Source organism: Maritimibacter sp. UBA3975 (assembly GCF_002384975.1).
Classification (GTDB): domain Bacteria; phylum Pseudomonadota; class Alphaproteobacteria; order Rhodobacterales; family Rhodobacteraceae; genus Maritimibacter.
Genome location: NZ_DGCP01000003.1, coordinates 37550 through 54735 on the forward strand (window position 1 = coordinate 37550; position 17186 = coordinate 54735).

Sequence of the window (17186 nt, forward strand, 5' to 3'; positions counted from 1 at the left end):
GTGAAGAGAAGAATGCGGAACACTGATCGGCCGCGCTGTTCGCAACCGGTATGTTCTGTCCGATTTCGGAAACGAAGTCAGTGCGGGCGGACGCGTCGTGCGACCCGACCACGCGTCTGCGACGGCGTTTCTCCGAACCTTTCTCGATACCGGCCGGCCAGAGCGCCGAAGTTCGAAAAGCCCCAGTCTGCGGCGATCACGGCGACGGTCACATTGGCTGGCAAAGTTTCAAGATCCCGGCGAAAGCCGTCAAGCCGCCGCGCCACGAGGAATGCCCGAGGCGAAATACCTCGAAACTTCTGAAATCCGCCGGACAGTGTCCTTGCAGAAACGCCGACACGCTTGGCCACATCGCCGATTGAAGGTGCTTCGCGCGCTTCGGCTTCCATGATCTCCTCGGCCGCGCGAACGTAACCGGGGGCTGCACAGCGGGCCCCGGTCTCAAGGCTCAACCCAGCGGCCGATGCCCACTGTCGCAGAAGTTCGACGCAAAGCATCTCTTCGATATGCCGCACCAAGACTGCGTCGGATGAGACTTCGCCCGCGCGCGTTAAGGCACGGGTGGCATAATCGAGAAGCGCGGGCCAGGCTGAGTTGGGGCCGCCGATCTTGACACGGCTCGTCCACAGGCGGTCATCCGGCACGAAACCGAACCACCTCTCGGCCGTATCAACCATCGCCTGATGCGGGATCGTGAGGTTCAGCTGCATATGGTCGGGATCACCCTCAAGCCAGTATTCGGCTCGGGAGCAATCTACGACAAAGCTTTCCCCGGCAGCGGTTGCAATAGAGCCACCATCGGTTTGATGATCCAATGCCCCGCGCAGGGTGTTAAGAACAAGGATGTTTCCGGCATCAGGATCGAAACGGTCAAGGTGAATGCCGGTGCCGTAGGCAAACCGGGTCATGGTCACACAGCCCGCCTTCGCCGAAATCATGGTCGCATCCGGCAGGGACAAGCGATCCAAAGGCCGCACCCGATATCGCATATAGACCGACCGGCAGAAGTCCTCCACTTCGTCCCAATCAGCTGAATGGGTTTTCTGCCGGTGCCTGATCGGCGCCCCTAACGAATCCAAAACAAGTGCATGTTCCAGCAAAACCCCGCTCCTCCTCGTGGTTCCATTCTCAATGTAACACGATATTGGCGAGGTAGACATCGGGCATTGGTCGTAGAGAAATGAACGTGTTGGTGGGGACGCGCCGACACGGTCGCGATCTGGCGTAGGTTCTGATCGAGCGCGTTGTCCCCCCGGCGTGTGAGGCTCTACAATGCCGACATTGGTTCAAGCCGCAGCGAATGACCGCTCCCCGCCGTTGGTGCTGTTTTCTGCATCGCGGCAAGTCGCTTAGGTCTCGCCTGAGTAGTTGCCAGAACGTGTTTGGATTTCAGGCCCAACAGACAAAGTGAGACCGGCGTCGAAGTGAATTTTCGACCAGCGGAAATCCCTCGGTGGATCAACATCTTACAGGGTCTGCACTAAATCGGCACAGTCATGAGGTCTGGAGAATATCGGCCCTGAGAGACCACTTCCGGGCCTCCCGGCCCGCGGGCCAGTGCTCAGCCCTTCCCGCATAACCCTCGAAAACAACGCAAAAATCCAGCCGCAGCCGGATCGGGAGAACGCTTTCGCGGGGGCAAGTGGCGGAGAGACAGGGATTCGAACCCTGGAGACGGTTTCCCGCCTACACACTTTCCAGGCGTGCGCCTTCGACCACTCGGCCACCTCTCCGTGCCGCGCTATGTATCCGCTCCCGCACCCGGCTTGCAAGGGGGATTTGGGCAGTTTTTGCGCCTTTCCCTTAGTCGCCGTCCGGCGCTTCCCAGGCCTCCGGTTCAGTCCCGTGATCCGGGTCCCGCCGCGGGTCGTCCGGCTCGGCGTTCCTGACGCCGGTCGCGCCGCTCTCGCGCGCCACAGGGCCGTGCAAGCTTTCGGGGTTTCGGATCCACAGATCGCGCTGCGCGAAGGGAATTTCGATCCCCTCTTCGGAAAACTTCTTGGCGATGGCGTGGTTTAGTTCATCGCGCACGTTCAAGATGAAGAAGACGTCCGACAGGATTGCGCGGATCTGGAACATGAGCGCGTCGGCGCCGAATTCCATGAACCCCACCTGCGGCTCGGGGTTCACCGTGACCATCGGGTGATCCATGACGATTTCTTTCAGGATCTCGGCGACGCGGTGGGTGTCAGAGCCATAGGCCACGCCGATGTCGATCACGAGACGCCCGACCCTGTTGCCGCGCGTATAGTTCGTCACGACGCCGGAGATCAGGTCGGAATTGGGGATCACCACGTCCGTCCGGTCGAACGTCTCGATCCGGGTCGAGCGCACGGATATGTCCTTCACGATCCCCATCTCGGTGCCCACTGTGATCCAGTCGCCTTCGGAAATGGGCCGCTCGATCAAGAGGATGATGCCGGAGACGAAGTTCGACACGATGTTCTGAAGGCCGAAGCCGATGCCGACCGAGAGGGCGCCGAACACGACAGCGAGCGAGGAAAGGTTGATGCCAACCGATGTGATGGCGATCACCGCGGCGAGGAAGATGCCGAGATACCCGATGCCCGAGGTGATCGCGTTGCGCCCGCCGATGTCCATTTTGGTCTTGGGAAGGACGGTGGTTTTCAGCATTCCCTGGATGAGGCGCGTGAGCGCGACGCCGATCAGGAAAACGATGATCAGAAAGACGATGTCGGTGGGTGAAATCACCGTCTCGCCGAAGGTGACCCCGCGCATGACGGTGCCCCAGATTTCCCAAAGATCGGTTTCCCGCGCGCCCCAGATCAGGGCGAAAAAGGGCACCGAGAGAATGACCGAGACGAGGCTTGCGAGGACTGGAGTCAAGGCTTCGCGCGCGTCTTGCGTGGTGCCGCCGCGGATCATGCCCCACAGGTCCACGAAGAAACCATGAAGGACAAGGAGGAACCCGATCATCGCGAAAGAGAGGGCGGTGTTGAACACCACGGTACCGGCAAGGATGGCATAGCCCAACGCCGCCATGATCGGGCCCACGATCCCGACGATCATCAGCAAACGGCCCGCGAGCGACAGGGTACGGTCGATGAAGTTCGGGCCCTCGTCTTCGCCTTCGCCTTCTACCGACTCGCGGTGGTTGAGGAGGAGCCGGCCCAGACGGACCATGAGCACGCCGGCGAACACGATCACGGGGAGTTCGAGAACCGCTGTGGTCGCCTCCGAGTATCCCTCGAAGGCGGCGAGTTCATGGACAAGCTGATAGGCGCCATAGGCGAACCCCAGAAGAGCGGCTTCCAGCCGCCCCTCAGCCCGGGCGATCTTGCCGAGATTGAGGACCTGCCATTCCGCACCCGGCAGACCGAAGACACGCGACCCGAGCCAGCGCGCAACGATCAGGTTCACCCCGACGGCGAGGATGAGCTCCGAGATGAGTTGGCCACGCAAGCCCATGAGCCCGGACATGCCAAGTGCCAGAAGCGCGGCAAGCAGCCCCAAAAGCGGCACGACCATCTGCCCGAGCGAAATGAGAAAGCTCCACACACCCCGCGCCGGCCCATCGCCACGCGACCGTACCCGCACGCCCGCATTGATGACCCACGACCGGCCCCGAACGATGAGGACGAAGGCGATGACGAACAGTATGATGACGGGGATAAGGGCACGGCGGAATTGCGTGCGCTGCGAGTCCGTCTCGATCGAACCGATCGTGCCGCGCCAGGCCTGATTGAACGTGTCGGCGATGTCCGATGCCGCCTCGCTCCAATGCGACGGGTTTACCGGGCTTGGCCCGATCGTGAACAACTCTGCTGTCTGGCGACTGCGCAGAAGGTCGTCGATTGCCGAGATGATCGTATCGGCCCGGGCGAAGGCCACTTCAGCGGCGCGCACCGGTGTTTCGAGTTCGGACAGCTGTTCCTGGAGCTGCGCGCGCTGTGCTGCGAGCGTGTCGCTTTCCGTCTCACCCTCGGCCGGAGCCTCTGGAAGAGCTGCGATCTGATTGCGCAGCGCCGCGATGCGCACCTTGTTTTCGTCGCGCGCGGCAGCGAACCGGCTGCGCCACTCGTCGACCTCGGCCCGCAACGCTTCGAGCGCCTGATCCGACGCCCGCCCGGTTTCAAGCGCATGCTCGGCGCGGGCTGCGACGCGCGCCCATTCTTCATATGCCGGACTATCCGAAGGCGCCGTGATCTGTTCCATCATCTGCTCGGCGGCAGATACGTTCGGATCCTCGACAACTGGCGCGGCGATTTCGGGTTCGAGCGCCGGGTCTTCCTGGTTTGTCGTGTCCTGGGCCCAGAGGACCCCGGCCATCAGGACCAGCAACGTCAGCGCGAGCCCGAGGCTATGAATGCGCAACATCATGCGTCTTCGAAAACCGTCGGAATGTCACGCTTGTCCCGGTCCAGAAACGCTGGCACAGGCAAACCTTTTTCACGCAGGAAATCCGCATTGTAGAGTTTGGCCTGATAGCGGGTGCCATAGTCACACAGGATCGTCACGATGGTATGGCCCGGCCCCATTTCGCGCGCCATCTGAACGGCGCCCGCGATGTTGATTGCCGACGAGCCGCCGACGCAGAGCCCCTCGTTCTCGAGCAAGTCAAAGGCATAGGGCAGCGCTTCGGCATCCGTCGCGCGGTAGACCATATCGGGGGTGATCCCCTCAAGGTTCGCCGTAATGCGCCCCTGCCCGATCCCTTCGGTGATCGACGAGCCTTCGGAGGCGAATTCGCCGGTGGTGTAATAGCTGTAGAGCGCCGCACCCTCAGGGTCCACGAGCGCCACCTTGACCCCCTTGGGCTGGAGTGACAGGGCCAGCCCGCCCAGTGTGCCGCCCGACCCCACCGCGCAGACCACGCCGTCGACCTTACCGCCGGTCTGGTCCCAGATCTCGGGCCCGGTCGTTTCCTCGTGCGCGCGACGGTTTGCGACGTTGTCGAACTGGTTGGCCCAGATCGCGCCCTTGTTGTCCGAGCGCGCGATTTCAGCGGCAAGCCGGCCGGAGTATTTCACATAGTTGTTCGGGTTCTTGTAGGGGACCGCCGGCACTTCGACGAGCTCGGCGCCCGCGATCCGGATCATGTCTTTCTTTTCCTGGCTCTGCGTCTCGGGAATCACGATGATCGAACGAAACCCCATCGCGGATGCGACGAGGCCAATGCCGATGCCCGTGTTGCCCGCCGTGCCCTCGACGATCGTGCCGCCGGGGGCGAGTTCCCCACGCTCGATCGCATCGCAGATGATAAAGAGCGCAGCGCGGTCCTTGACCGACTGCCCGGGATTCATGAATTCGCACTTGCCGTAGATGTCGCAGCCCGTCTCTTCCGAGGCTTTCTTGAGCTTCACCAAAGGCGTGTTGCCGATCAGATCGATCATATCCTTGCGGGTGTCCATGAGGCTGCCTCGTCCTTCGCTGCGTCTGTTTTCTTGGTATGTGACCGGCGGGCGGGTATCAAGCGCCCGCGCGCAACCGGTCGCGGTTGAGCGCCAGCCAGAGCACCGAGATGACGAGCGGCCCCGAGGCCACCTCACCCGTGCGCACCATCTCGATCAGGCTGTCGAGCGGCACGACGTGAGAGCGGATATCCTCGTTCTCTTCAGCAGCCCCCGCAACCGTGCCATCCTGGTCGGCAAGATAGGCTTCGGCGACGTAGGAGTAGACATACTCAGCCACCATGCCCGGGCTTGGGTAGTGCCCGCTGATGAAATGGAGTGTGCCAAGATCAAGCCCGGTCTCTTCTTGTGCCTCCCGCCGTGCGGTCGTCTCGACGCTTTCGTCCGGCTCGACGCGGCCTGCGATGGGCTCAAGCACCCAGGGCATCGGATCGCCTCGCAGGTGCGGCCCCACACGAAACTGTTCGATGACAAGAGCGGTGTCGGCGACCGGGTCATAGGGCAGCACGGTCACTGCATCGCCGCTTACGAATCCCGCGCGGGTCGCGGGGTCGCTCCATGACCCGTCGAACCGGCGAAAGCTCAGGTCTTTTTCAACAACTGTGAAATAGTTGCCGTAAGGCCTGCTGTGCACAAGAGTCTCCACATCCTCCTGCGACGTGGCCGCGCTGCGCACTGTCGCGGGCAATGGAGCGGCTGCGCGCACCCTGCTGGCCGCACGAAGCCAGATCTGGCTCATGCGGGACGCCAGCGTTTCGGCGTCAATCCTGCCGAAGTAGTCCATCGCCTCCTCAGCGGCGGCCAGCCAGCGCGGGGCATGGCGGGCTTCCCACTCAGCCAGCGACCATGGGCCGCCCGCCTCGGGCGGCGACGAGGGCCGATAGCGAACCGCGTCACGCGGACCTTCCGCAGTTTCTACATTGGCCGGCACGAGGTCGTAGTCGAACCCACCTTCGAAGAAATCGAGCCGGGCGCGGTGCGTGGGGTCGAGCCCGTCAAGCAGCAGCCCATTTGAAGACCCGTCCGGGTCATCGATGAGCACAGGGTAATCGGCTCCCGCAACCCAATGTGTCCGGACGCCCGCGAGCGTCGCCGGGATCGCGCGCACGCCTTCCGGATCGCCAAGCACGATGTCGCGCAGAGGGCGGCAACGTAGTGTCCCGAAGACGAAAAGCGGCGCTTCGTTCACCGCGACCGCCGAGCCACCCAGGCTGTGATGGAACCAACGACGACGCCACCCACGAGGATCGCCACCACAACATCCGGCTGCGCCACCTTGAGTCCGTAGTCCAGCATAGCCTCGAACACGCCCGCCACCGCTTCCATCACCGTCGCGTAGGAATTCCGCAACGCCCGGTCGAGCATGAGCTCCGACGCGAAGGCAAAAAGCGTCAGGAGCGTCTGCACCACGGAGGAGGTCAGCCCGATTGCAATGGGGCTTCCGGTCCCTTTTTGCAGTTTCGGACCAGTGAAGAACCAGCCGACGATCAGCCCCATGAAGGCCGCGACAGGATGCAGCCAGGTAAGGGGATAACCCTCGTCGAAATAAGCCCGCGTGAGTTCCGAGACGCCCACGCCCAGGACTGCAAGCAGAAGAGCGGCCACCAGCCCGGCGAAGGTCGGCATACGTCTCGCATTCAGTCGCGCCATGTGCGGTCCCCTTGGTTTACGCGGGCTTTCCTATCGTGACCTGGACGACATCGCAATTCTGCGAATGGAACGCTGCCGCGCAGCCGGCAAGGTAGAAGTTCCACATCCGCCGGAAGCGGTCATCGAAACCAAGGGCCGAAACCTGATCCCATTTGTCGTTGAACGTTTCGAACCAGCGGCGCAGCGTCTGGCTATAGCTCTCGCCGAAGGCAATCTGGTCGCGCAACGCGAGTCCCGCTTTTTCGATCTCTTCCCGCAGCACGGTCTTGGAGGGGAGCATACCCCCCGGGAAAATGTATTTCTGGATGAAATCCACGCCCTTGCGATACCGCTCGTAGCGGCGTTCGGTCAGTGTGATGATCTGGAGCGTCGCACGCTTGCCGGGCTTGAGGCATTTCTTGAGTGTTTCGAAATAGACCGGCCAGTATTTCTGCCCCACTGCTTCGAACATCTCGATAGATGCGATGCCATCGTATTGCCCGGTCTCGTCGCGATAATCCTGCAATTTGAAGGTAACCATGTCGGAAAGGCCAGCTTTTTCAATACGCTCCACGGCGTAGTTGTACTGTTCCTGGCTGATCGTCAGGCAGGTGACGCGCAGCCCCCTTTCCCCTGCCGCATATTCCGCGAAGCCACCCCAGCCGCATCCGATCTCGAGAACATGATCGCCCGGCTGAGCACCGATCTGATCGACCATGCTCGCGTATTTCTGGGTCTGCGCTTTCTCGAGGCTCTCCTGCCCGGTTCGGAATAGCGCGGAACTGTAGGTCATCGTTTCATCGAGCCAAAGCGTGTAGAAGTCGTTGCCAAGGTCGTAATGAGCCGAGATGTTCTTTTTCGCCTGCCGTTTGGTGTTGCGCTGGAGCCAATGGCGGAACCGCTCGTAGGTGCGCACGAGGCCCGCCCCGTTGAAGCCGGCATAGAGCACGTCGTTGCCGTCCTGAATGAAGTCGAGAAAGGCCTGAAGATCCGGCGTTGACCAGCCGCCCTCGATATAGCTGTCGCAAAAGCCGAGATCGCCCTCACGCACGAGGCGGGCGAAGACGTCGTCGGAATGGATATGCACCTCGGCGACCTGCCCGATAGCCTTGCCCTCGGCGCGGAAGACACGCCCGTCGGGCATGACGAAGTCGATGCGACCCTTGCCGATCTTCCCGGCGATGTGAAAGACCTGCGCGAAGTAGCGGGGCAAGCCGTGCTGCCCCCGTGTCGAGGTGTGGATCATCCCTTGGTCCCTGTCATTTTGCTCAGGTGAGCGGATTTTTTGCGTTACGGCAAGGCTTTCTTAGCCGTCGTTTGCACCGGATCGGTTCTGGTATGCTTCGAGCGCGGCTTCGCGCCCTTCCTTCAAATCAACGACGGGTTCGGCAGGATAGTTTCGGTCCGGTCCCATGTTCCAACGGCGCGGGATCGCGGCGAAGTAGTCGCGTGCAGTGTCCGGCGGGTGCGGTTGCCCTTCGGCGATCCAACGGCGGATGTAGATCCGGTCCGGGTCGAATTTTTCGGCCTGAGTGGCAGGATTGAAGATGCGAAAATACGGCGCGGCATCCGGGCCGGATCCCGCCACCCACTGCCAGCCCATCGCATTCGACGCCGGGTCCCAGTCGGTGAGGCAATCGTCAAACCACGCCTGCCCGACGCGCCAGTGAACCATGCAATGCTTGGTCAGGTAACTCGCCACGATCATCCGCGCGCGGTTGTGCATGTAACCGGTGACATACATCTCGCGCAGCGCAGCGTCCACGAAAGGCTCGCCGGTGCGCGCCTGTTTCCACGCCTGCACCTCGGCCAGCCGCTCATCCTCGCGCCACGGGAATTCATCCCAGCCCTCGCGCCAGTTGTCAGTGAGGATTTGCGGATAATGGAACAGCAGATGATAGGCGAACTCGCGCCAGACGACTTCTTTCAGGAAATGTTCGGCCCCAGCCTTTCCGGCGTCCACCGCGCGCAACCCGGCGGCCCAAAGCTGGCGCGGGGAGATCTCGCCATAGGTGAGATATTCCGACATCCGGCTGGTCGCGTCCTCGGCGGGAAGGTCGCGGTCGGTCTTGTAGCGTTCGATCTTCTGGCCCGTGAAGGCACCGAGCCGGGCCTGTGCCGCCGCTTCGCCGGGATTGCTGTGTTTGGCGAGGATGGCGGCACCCCGATTCATCGCCGCCCCCATCTGCCAGTCCTCGAGTAGGTCAGTTTCTGGCCAGGCCTGCGGCGCCGTGATCTCCGGCACGGAAAGCGGCGAAGCGACTTTGCGGTCCTTCACGGCCCGCCAGAAAGGCGAATACACCTTGTAGGGGCCGCCGCCCTTTGTCTCCACCGTCCAAGGCTCGAAGATCAGGTGACCTTCGTGGCTCTGCGCCGTGATCCCGGCGTCTTTCAGCGCTGACTTGACGTCGGTGTCCCGCTCGATCGCTTCGGGGTCGTAGGCGCGACTCCAATGGACTTCTCGCGCACCGGTCTCCTCAATGACTTCGTTCAGCACGTCCAGCGCGCGGCCCCGGCGCAGGACGAGCCTGAGGCCCCGCGCTTCGAGCGCATCCGCGAACACCCGAAGCCCCTCGCCCAGCCGCCATTTCGCAGCGGCCCCCAGACTGTCGACCGTGTGGTCGCGGATGAACAGCGGGATGACCGGCCCCGCCTGAGCAGCGGCGGTGAGAGCAGGATGGTCGGAGAGCCGAAGGTCGCGGCGCAGCCAGAGGATCACGGGTTTGGACATCATGGGGGCAATACGCGCCAGATCGCGTGCCGGTTCACCGCCCTTCGGCAAATTCCTTGAATGCTTCCATGTTGTTGCGGGTCTGTTTCTTGAACATGCCGGGCGTGACGATTGCCATTACCTTGAGCAGGAAATTCGACGGCTGGAACTCGCACAACATGGTCCATTCGGTCGCGCCGTCGTCCAGCTCCTCGAAATGGTTCTCATTGCGGTTCCACATGCCATCGGCTTCGTAGACGGCGGTGAACCGGTCCGGAAGCGCCCGCACTTCCAGCGTTTCGACCATTTCGATGGTGCGGCTGCCCATACGGAACACGAGTTTCGACTGCGATCCCTCCCGCCCGGGCTCCCCCGACAGATGGGTGAAGGACACGAGCCCCTCCTGCCACTTGGCGAGGTTGTCTGGGTCGTCGAAGAGCGCCACGACAGCGTCGCGGGGGCGGTCGATCACAATGCGTTCGATGTATTTCATGGGGCCTCCGGCATTGGCTAGTGAGGCGATTTGCGCCCGGACTGTCAAGCGGAGGGTTCCCCCGGCACCCGTGGGCGCCGGGGGCGAGGATCATTCAGCCGCGAGGGCGTCCTTGACCATTTGGCGTTCCGAGGAAAGCCCCTTCCAGATCGCGAAGCACATGATCAGCAGGATGATCGTGAAGGGTAGCCCGGTGGAGATCACCATGGATTGCAGCGAACTCAGGCCCCCGGCCGAGAGCAGGAGCACGATGGCCACCGCGCCCTCGAAGATGCACCAGAAGACACGCTGGGGAACTGGCGCATCGACCTTGCCACCCGCAGTAATCGTGTCGATGACCAACGAACCGGAGTCCGAAGATGTCACGAAGAACACGATCACGAGGATGATTCCGACGAGCGAGGTGACCCCTGCGATCGGAAGCACGTCGAGCATCTTGAAGAGCTTGAGCTCGAGCGAGGCGTCCTGAGCGGCGGTGTAGCCGTCCTGAACAACCTGCTGGATCGCGGTACCACCGAACACGGCCATCCACAGCACGCAGACCATCGACGGAATCAGCAGCACGCAGATAATGAACTCGCGCACCGATCGACCGCGCGACACTCGGGCGATGAACATGCCCACGAANNCTCATCAGCACGCCGGTCATGAACAGGAACAGCGGCACCCAGATGCTGGCGCCCACCGCCACCGCGGCGAGATCCTCGGCGCCCACCCGGCCCGCCATCATGGTGTCCACGAAGCCGTTGGCGGTCTGCGCCAGCTGGCCGCCGAGGATCGGCAGGGCAAGACGCAACTGAGCAAGGTATTCGAGACGATGAGCGGACATGGCGCACTACAGCCTGATCACGGGGCGGCTACCATACCGCAATCCCGTGGCGTGGTGCACCGCGCCACCGACCTGGAAACGCTGTTTCGGGACACTTTTTTCGAGCGCCACCACACCGTGTTGGAAGGCGGCTTCGAAGAGCCGGTGTATTTGGCAGGCACACCGGTGGCGGGTGAGCCCGCCCGTATCCGCTACACCCGCGATTATTTCCGCAGCGCCCTCCATGAAGTGGCGCACTGGTGCGTGGCCGGCCCCCGCCGCCGGCGCCTGGACGACTACGGCTACTGGTACGCCCCGGACGGCCGCGACGCCGCCGCCCAGGCGGAATTCCTGCGCGTGGAAGTGCGGCCCCAGGCGCTGGAAGCGCTGTTCTGCGCCGCCTGCAATCATCCGTTCCGCGTCTCCCTGGACAACCTGGACGGCGACCCGGGCGACGAAGCCCGCTTCGCCGCCGACGTCCAGGCCCTCGCCGAGCGCCTGCACCGCGACGGCCCACCGCCCCGCGCCCGCCTCTGGCTCGACGCCCTGACGCGCTTCTACCGCACCTAACTCTATCAGCGAAGCATGTGCAGGAAATGCATGTGCTTCTCGTACTGGTCGAGCACGTCGCTGATCACCTGCTCGCGGGTGAAGCCCATCAGGTCGTAGTCCTGGCCGCCTTCGCTGAGGAACACGTCGGCGCGGAAGTACTGGTCGCTGTCGGCGTGACGTTTCGAGTGCTCCAGCTGGCGCATGGTGATCGACGGGCGCGCGTAGCCGCGTATGCGTACACCGTAGAGAAAGTCGGTTTCCTCCGCGTGACCGACGATCAGGGTGGCGCGGTCGTCGGCTTCTTTCACTTCCACTTCCAGGCCGTGGCCACGCAGTTCGTCGGCCACGGCGTTAAGGGCCGGCGTGGCGACGTCGCGCAGGAACGCCTCGACCCGGGCGCGGCCCGGGAAGCTGACCATGCCCCGCAGGCGCGACTTCCAGCCGCCGGTGGGCGCGGTGTGGCCCACGTGGATGGCCGCCGGCGCGGTGCCCAGATTGGACTGGAAGCTGGTGCGCCGGATGCCTTCCACCCTCAAGGATCGGACCAGCCCGAAGCAGGCGATCAGCAGCACCGCCGAGAACGGCAGCGCCGAGGCGATGGTGGCGGACTGCAGCGCCTGCAGGCCGCCGGCCAGCATCAGCGCGATCGCCACCAGACCCTCGGAGCCGGCCCAGAAAATCCGCTGCCACACCGGGGTGTCGTCGTGGCCGCCGGAGGCCAGCATGTCCACCACCATGGAACCGGAGTCCGAGGAGGTGACGAAGAACACCACCACCATCAGGGTGGCGACGCCGGAAATAAAGCCCGACCAGGGGAACTGCTCCAGGAAGCGGAACAACGCCACCGCGTTGTCGTCCTTCACGTATTCCGCCAGCTGCGCGTAGGAGCCGTCCAGAATCATGCGGATCGCGGAATCGCCGAACACGGTCATCCAGAACAGGGTGAAGCCGGCGGGCACCAGCATCACGCCCAGGGCGAATTCACGGATGGTGCGGCCGCGGGAAACACGGGCGATGAACATGCCCACGAACGGCGACCAGGAGATCCACCATGCCCAGTAGAAGGATGTCCAGCCCTGCATGAAGTTGACGTCCTCACGGCCCACCGGGTTCGAAAGTGCCGGCAGATACTGGAAGTAGGCCACGAGATAGTCGACGAAGCCCGTCAGCACGGCCACGGTCGGTCCGACGATCAGCACGAAGAGCAGCAGAATAGCTGCAAGGCCCATGTTGATCTCGGACAAGATCTTGACCCCGCCGTCGAGACCCCGAACGACCGAAATCAGTGCGACCGCAGTGATGGCCGAAATCAGGATCACTTCCGTCGTGGCCCCCACCGGAACACCGAACAGCTCGTTCAGGCCCGCGTTCGCCTGCGTTGCACCGAAGCCCAGCGATGTCGCAAGCCCGAAGAGCGTCGCAAAGACCGCCAGTGTATCGATGATGTGACCCCACCAGCCCCAGACGCGCTCACCGAGGAGCGGGTAGAACGCCGAGCGGATCGTCAGCGGCAGGCCCTTGTTGTAGCTGAACAGCGCGAGCGCCAAAGCCACGACTGCATAGATCGCCCAGGGGTGCAGACCCCAGTGGAAGATCGTCGCCGCCATGCCGAGCCGGATCGCTTCCGCCTCGTTTCCTTCCGCGCCGCCCAGCGGAGCCCAGTCGGTGCGGACACCATCTTCGACAGTGGTGCCTCCGAGGGCCGTCGAGAAGTGCGTCATGGGCTCCGACACGCCGTAGAACATCAGCCCGATGCCCATGCCCGCGGCAAACAGCATCGCGAACCAGCCGATGTAGCTGTAATCCGGTCGCGCATCCACGCCACCCAACCGGACGTTGCCCAGAGGCGTAACGATCAGGAGAAGGCAGAAGATGACGAAAAGGTTCGCAGCCCCGAGGAAGAACCAGTCGAAACTCTTGGTCACGAACGAGAACATGGCCGAGAAAGCTTCCCCGGCCTGTTCCGGCAGCGCCAGCGTGTAGAACACGAAAGCGATGATCGCGAGCCCGGAGATGAGAAACACCGGGTTGTGAATGTCGAGCCCGAAAGGCCCGATATTCGTTTCAATATTGTCCTGACCGATCTCGTATTCGGTCTCGATGATATCGGAATGACCGGATGGTTCCGGTATCCCTTGTCCGTCGGTTTCCGCCATGTGACGTCCTTCCCTGTTCGCTTTCGTTCAGTCGCCGCGCACGACCATGACCGAGCACTTCGCATGTCCTGCGACCTTGCCGCCGTTGGATGGCCAGACGTAGTCCACTAGTCCCGGAACGTGGCTCTGCATCACGACCAGATCGGCGCCCGTCTCGCCGACCGCCTTGAGCAACGCATCATCCAGTTCTGTCACCGGGTCATGCGACGTCATCGCGTGATGTTTCGTCCGGATGCCGTGCATCTCACCCTGCGAGGCTGCGAATTCGCCGAGCTTTTGGGCGAATTCCTCCGGATTGTGGCCAAGCTTGCCCGGCGTGCCGGTGCCGACCGCGACAAATGTTACGTCGCAGTCGTAAAGCTTGGCCAGGTCGGCTGTGACCGCGAGCGCGTGTTTCAATCCGTCAATATGCGCCAGATCTACCGGCGCCATGATGTTTTTGAACATGGTCCCCCTTTCGAGCGGGTCGGAGACCGTTTGCTGGCCAATCGCCCGCCTTTGTTGTCGTGACAGGAGGCACCCGGCACCCGCTTGGCGCCTCCCAGTGGGGAAAGGGTAGCGCGAATTTGGGGCGAAGCCAAAAAGAAAAGCCATTTGCGACATGGGTGTCGCAAATGGCCTCCCAAATGCCGCTCGGGCTGGCTCAGGCGTTCACGTCGACGACGACGCGGCCTTTCACCTGTCCCTTCAGGATGTCGGCCCCGAGTTTCGGCAGGTCCGACAGCGTGGCCGGGTGAACCATCGATTCGAGCTTGTCCATCGGCAGGTCCTTGGACACGCGCTGCCACGCGCGCTGCCGGTTCTCGAACGGCTGCATCACGCTGTCTATGCCCAGAAGGTTCACGCTGCGCAGCAGGAACGGCACAACGGTCGCGGGCAATGCCGCCCCGCCGGCCAGACCGACTGCGGCCACACTGGCCCCGTATTTCATCTGGCCGAGGACGCGCGCGAGCATCTCACCCCCGACGGCGTCGACGCACCCGGCCCAGGTCTCGGTCTCGAGCGGCCGCTTCGTCGTCTCGTTCAACTCCTCGCGCGGGACGATCCGACTGGCGCCGAGCTCCTTGAGGTAGTCCGCGGTTTCAGGGCGCCCGGTGACGCCCGCAACCTCGTAGCCGCGATTGGCAAGAATGGCGGTTGCGACAGAACCGACGCCACCGGCGGCCCCCGTGACCAGAACTTCACCTTTGTCCGGCGTCAGACCATGATCTTCGAGCGCCATGACCGCGAGCATGGCGGTGAAGCCGGCCGTGCCGATAGCCATTGTCTGCCATGTGGTGACACCATCGGGCAAAGGCACCAGCCAGTCCGCCTTGACCCGCGCCTTTTGCGCGTAGCCGCCCCAATGCACCTCACCCACGCGCCAGCCGGTCAGGACAACCTTGTCGCCGGGTTTGTAGCGGTCGTCGTCCGAGCTCTCGACCGTGCCGGCAAAGTCGATTCCCGCGACATGCGGATATTGGCGCACGAGACCACCGCCTTTGGGCGACAGGCACAAACCGTCCTTGTAGTTCACTGTGGAATATTCCACCGCGACGGTGACGTCGCCGCCTGTGGGCAGATCGTCTTCGGACAATTCGGTGATGTTGGCCTCGGCGAGGCCGTCGTCGGTCTGGGTCAGAAGCAGGGCTTTGAACATTTGGTCCTCCTGTTGGGTTCCGCCCCGGTGTAGGACGGTCGTGCTGGCCATGAAAGGGCAGCGTCCGGAAACCGTGGCGCATTCCTTGAACGACAGGCTGCTCGGCAGAGACGAATTGCGGCGGTTTCCCTGAAAGGGGCGCGGCAAATCCACCGACGAATTCGCACTTCCCCCTTCTCAAAACGCAGTCCTGCGCCTATATCTTGCTCGTCCCGCAAGGGACTATGGACATAAACGTGCTCATAATAAGCGGATCGGACCCGGGGGCGGTACCCGGCGGCTCCACCAAACACTCTCGTTGGGGGTTCTTGGGGCCGAAACAGGATCGACGAACGTGTAAAAGAGTGGCTTTGTCCCGGTGAGATACCACCGTTATCGGTTCACAATGCATAATTGCCAACGACAATCGTGCTCCGATCGCTCTGGCTGCCTAAGCAGTCCGAAAGATCGAAATCTAAGCCCTTGGGCCTAGCAGCTTAAGGCGGGGTTCGCAGGCACCTGGCAACAGAAGCCTGCATTTTCATTTGTCTTGCGCCCGTTACCCGCCTCTGGCCCAATCACGCCATGCAACCGCCTGCGCTCGCCCCCCTCACCCGCGCTTTCACACGAATCGGACTGCTGTCCTTCGGCGGCCCCGTCGCCCAGATCGCCGTGATGCACGAAGAACTCGTGGAGCGGCGCGGCTGGATCGACGAGGCACTGTTCTCTCGCGGTCTCGCCTTCTGCATGGTTCTTCCGGGTCCGGAAGCCATGCAGATGTGCACCTATGCTGGCTGGCGACTGCGCGGTGTTCCCGGCGGTCTCATCGCGGGCGCATTGTTCGTGCTGCCCGGCGCGGTGTTCATGGCCGTTGTTACACTGGCCTACCTGAGCTGGGGGCAGACCCCTTTCGTCGAAGACGCCTTTCTGGGTATCAAGGCCGCGGTCATCGTCGTCGTTGCACGCGCGCTTGCCCGGATGGCGCGCAAGACGCTTGCCGGAGTGCAGGCTTGGGGCCTCGCCGTGCTCGCCTTTGCTGCCCTTTTGTTCGCGGTACCGTTCCCGGCCGTGGTTCTCGCCGCCGGGCTCTTCGGCTATCTGACGGCAAACGGGCGCGGCGGGCTGGAGCCGATCGGTTGGCGGAGCACGCTTGGGACTGCGGCTCTGTGGACCGCGCTCTGGCTCATGCCCCTCGCCATACTCTACGCCACCGGAACGCAGCCGCTTGCCGATATCACTGCCTTTTTCAGCCGCCTCGCCGCGGTCAGTTTCGGAGGCGCCTATGCCGCTCTCGCGTGGATGGCGCAGGCACTGGTGGAGACGCAAGGCTGGCTCACACCTGAGCAGATGGTGGACGGGCTGGGGCTTGCCGAGACGACGCCGGGGCCCCTTGTGCTCGTCACGCAATTCGCCGGGATGGTGGCTGCGAGTCCCGGTGGAACCGGCGCGGCGCTCATAGCGGGCGGCTTCACGCTCTGGGCAATCTTCATACCCTGTTTCGGCCTTGTCTTCACGCTTGCCCCCCATCTGGAGGCCATCACGGCCCACCCCCGCCTCGCTGCTGCGCTTAAAGCTGTATCCGCGGCCATTGTCGGCGTCATCGCAAGCCTCGCGCTTTACTTCGCACGCAATTTCTTTTTCTCTGACGGGAGCTTGTCACCAGATAGCCTGTCGCTGCCCGCCCTTGCTCTGTCCGCAATCGCGGCCTTGTGCCTTCTCGCCGCTCGCCTGTCCCTGCCCCTGACATTGGCCCTTCTGGCCATAGCCGGCGCGCTCGCCGGCACCCTGTGGTAAAAGTGACCGGCCCGCCTTTTCATCGCTTTCGAATCCCGTATGGTGAGGGCATCT

The 17186-nt window shown here is 63.0% G+C and carries 12 protein-coding genes, 1 tRNA gene, 1 other RNA gene and 3 pseudogenes; 3 read left to right on the forward strand and 14 right to left on the reverse strand.

Going from position 1 to position 17186, the window contains the following annotated elements; all coding sequences use genetic code 11:
- Positions 1–77: 77 nt before the first annotated feature.
- The 11 genes and pseudogenes from B2585_RS03235 to B2585_RS20680 form a co-directional block, all read right to left on the reverse strand.
- Positions 78–1100, reverse strand: a complete 1023-nt coding sequence (locus B2585_RS03235; protein WP_292019956.1) for an AraC family transcriptional regulator — start codon at positions 1098–1100, stop codon at positions 78–80.
- A gap of 543 nt (positions 1101–1643) precedes the next feature.
- Positions 1644–1733: transfer RNA gene (locus tag B2585_RS03240), tRNA-Ser, on the reverse strand.
- Positions 1734–1803: 70 nt separating this feature from the next.
- Positions 1804–4338 (reverse strand): DUF3772 domain-containing protein, encoded by a 2535-nt coding sequence (locus B2585_RS03245; RefSeq protein ID WP_292019958.1) that lies wholly within the window; start codon positions 4336–4338, stop codon positions 1804–1806.
- Positions 4338–5372, reverse strand: a complete 1035-nt coding sequence (locus tag B2585_RS03250) for a cysteine synthase A (RefSeq protein ID WP_292019960.1) — start codon at positions 5370–5372, stop codon at positions 4338–4340. Before B2585_RS03250 ends, B2585_RS03245 begins: the two co-directional genes overlap by 1 nt.
- A 58-nt stretch (positions 5373–5430) precedes the next feature.
- Positions 5431–6561 carry an NUDIX domain-containing protein gene (locus tag B2585_RS03255; RefSeq protein ID WP_292019963.1) on the reverse strand — a complete coding sequence of 377 codons (1131 nt, stop codon included), beginning with the start codon at positions 6559–6561 and terminating at the stop codon, positions 5431–5433.
- On the reverse strand, positions 6558–7022 hold the full coding sequence (locus B2585_RS03260) for a TrgA family protein (protein WP_292019965.1): 465 nt from the start codon (positions 7020–7022) through the stop codon (positions 6558–6560). The genes B2585_RS03255 and B2585_RS03260 overlap by 4 nt, the downstream gene beginning before the upstream one ends.
- Before the next feature lie 16 nt (positions 7023–7038).
- Entirely contained in the window at positions 7039–8247 is a 1209-nt protein-coding gene (locus B2585_RS03265; protein WP_292019967.1) for an SAM-dependent methyltransferase, read from the reverse strand.
- Between the two features lie 60 nt (positions 8248–8307).
- Positions 8308–9735 carry a cryptochrome/photolyase family protein gene (locus B2585_RS03270; RefSeq protein WP_292019969.1) on the reverse strand — a complete coding sequence of 476 codons (1428 nt, stop codon included), beginning with the start codon at positions 9733–9735 and terminating at the stop codon, positions 8308–8310.
- Between the two features lie 31 nt (positions 9736–9766).
- Positions 9767–10204: an SRPBCC family protein gene (locus B2585_RS03275; protein WP_292019971.1), complete on the reverse strand. Its 438-nt coding sequence runs from the start codon at positions 10202–10204 to the stop codon at positions 9767–9769.
- A gap of 90 nt (positions 10205–10294) precedes the next feature.
- Positions 10295–10831, reverse strand: a pseudogene (locus tag B2585_RS03280) (BCCT family transporter); the annotation flags it as partial.
- 64 nt (positions 10832–10895) lie between these two features.
- Positions 10896–11033: pseudogene (locus B2585_RS20680) on the reverse strand (hypothetical protein); the annotation flags it as partial.
- Here B2585_RS20680 and B2585_RS03285 point away from each other — a divergent pair.
- A complete protein-coding gene (locus tag B2585_RS03285) occupies positions 11022–11582 on the forward strand; it encodes an elongation factor P hydroxylase (protein WP_292020073.1) in 561 nt (186 codons plus the stop codon). The pseudogene B2585_RS20680 and the gene B2585_RS03285 sit on opposite strands and share 12 nt — an antisense overlap.
- A gap of 506 nt (positions 11583–12088) precedes the next feature.
- On the opposite strand, the pseudogene B2585_RS03290 reads toward B2585_RS03285, so the two are convergent.
- The 3 genes and pseudogenes from B2585_RS03290 to B2585_RS03300 all read right to left on the reverse strand — a co-directional run.
- Positions 12089–13720, reverse strand: a pseudogene (locus tag B2585_RS03290) (BCCT family transporter); the annotation flags it as partial.
- A gap of 27 nt (positions 13721–13747) precedes the next feature.
- The gene (locus tag B2585_RS03295) at positions 13748–14167 is read right to left on the reverse strand and encodes a universal stress protein (protein WP_292019973.1); all 420 of its coding nucleotides are present in this window, start codon (positions 14165–14167) and stop codon (positions 13748–13750) included.
- 196 nt (positions 14168–14363) lie between these two features.
- Positions 14364–15359, reverse strand: coding sequence for an MDR family oxidoreductase (locus B2585_RS03300; RefSeq protein WP_292019975.1), 996 nt, complete (start codon positions 15357–15359; stop codon positions 14364–14366).
- Positions 15360–15529: 170 nt separating this feature from the next.
- On the opposite strand from B2585_RS03300, the gene ssrA reads away from it, so the two are divergent.
- Together ssrA and chrA are read left to right on the forward strand one after the other, a co-directional pair.
- Positions 15530–15878, forward strand: a transfer-messenger RNA (tmRNA) gene (gene ssrA, locus B2585_RS03305).
- Between the two features lie 45 nt (positions 15879–15923).
- On the forward strand, positions 15924–17132 hold the full coding sequence (gene chrA, locus B2585_RS03310) for a chromate efflux transporter (RefSeq protein WP_292019977.1): 1209 nt from the start codon (positions 15924–15926) through the stop codon (positions 17130–17132).
- Positions 17133–17186 lie beyond the last annotated feature (54 nt).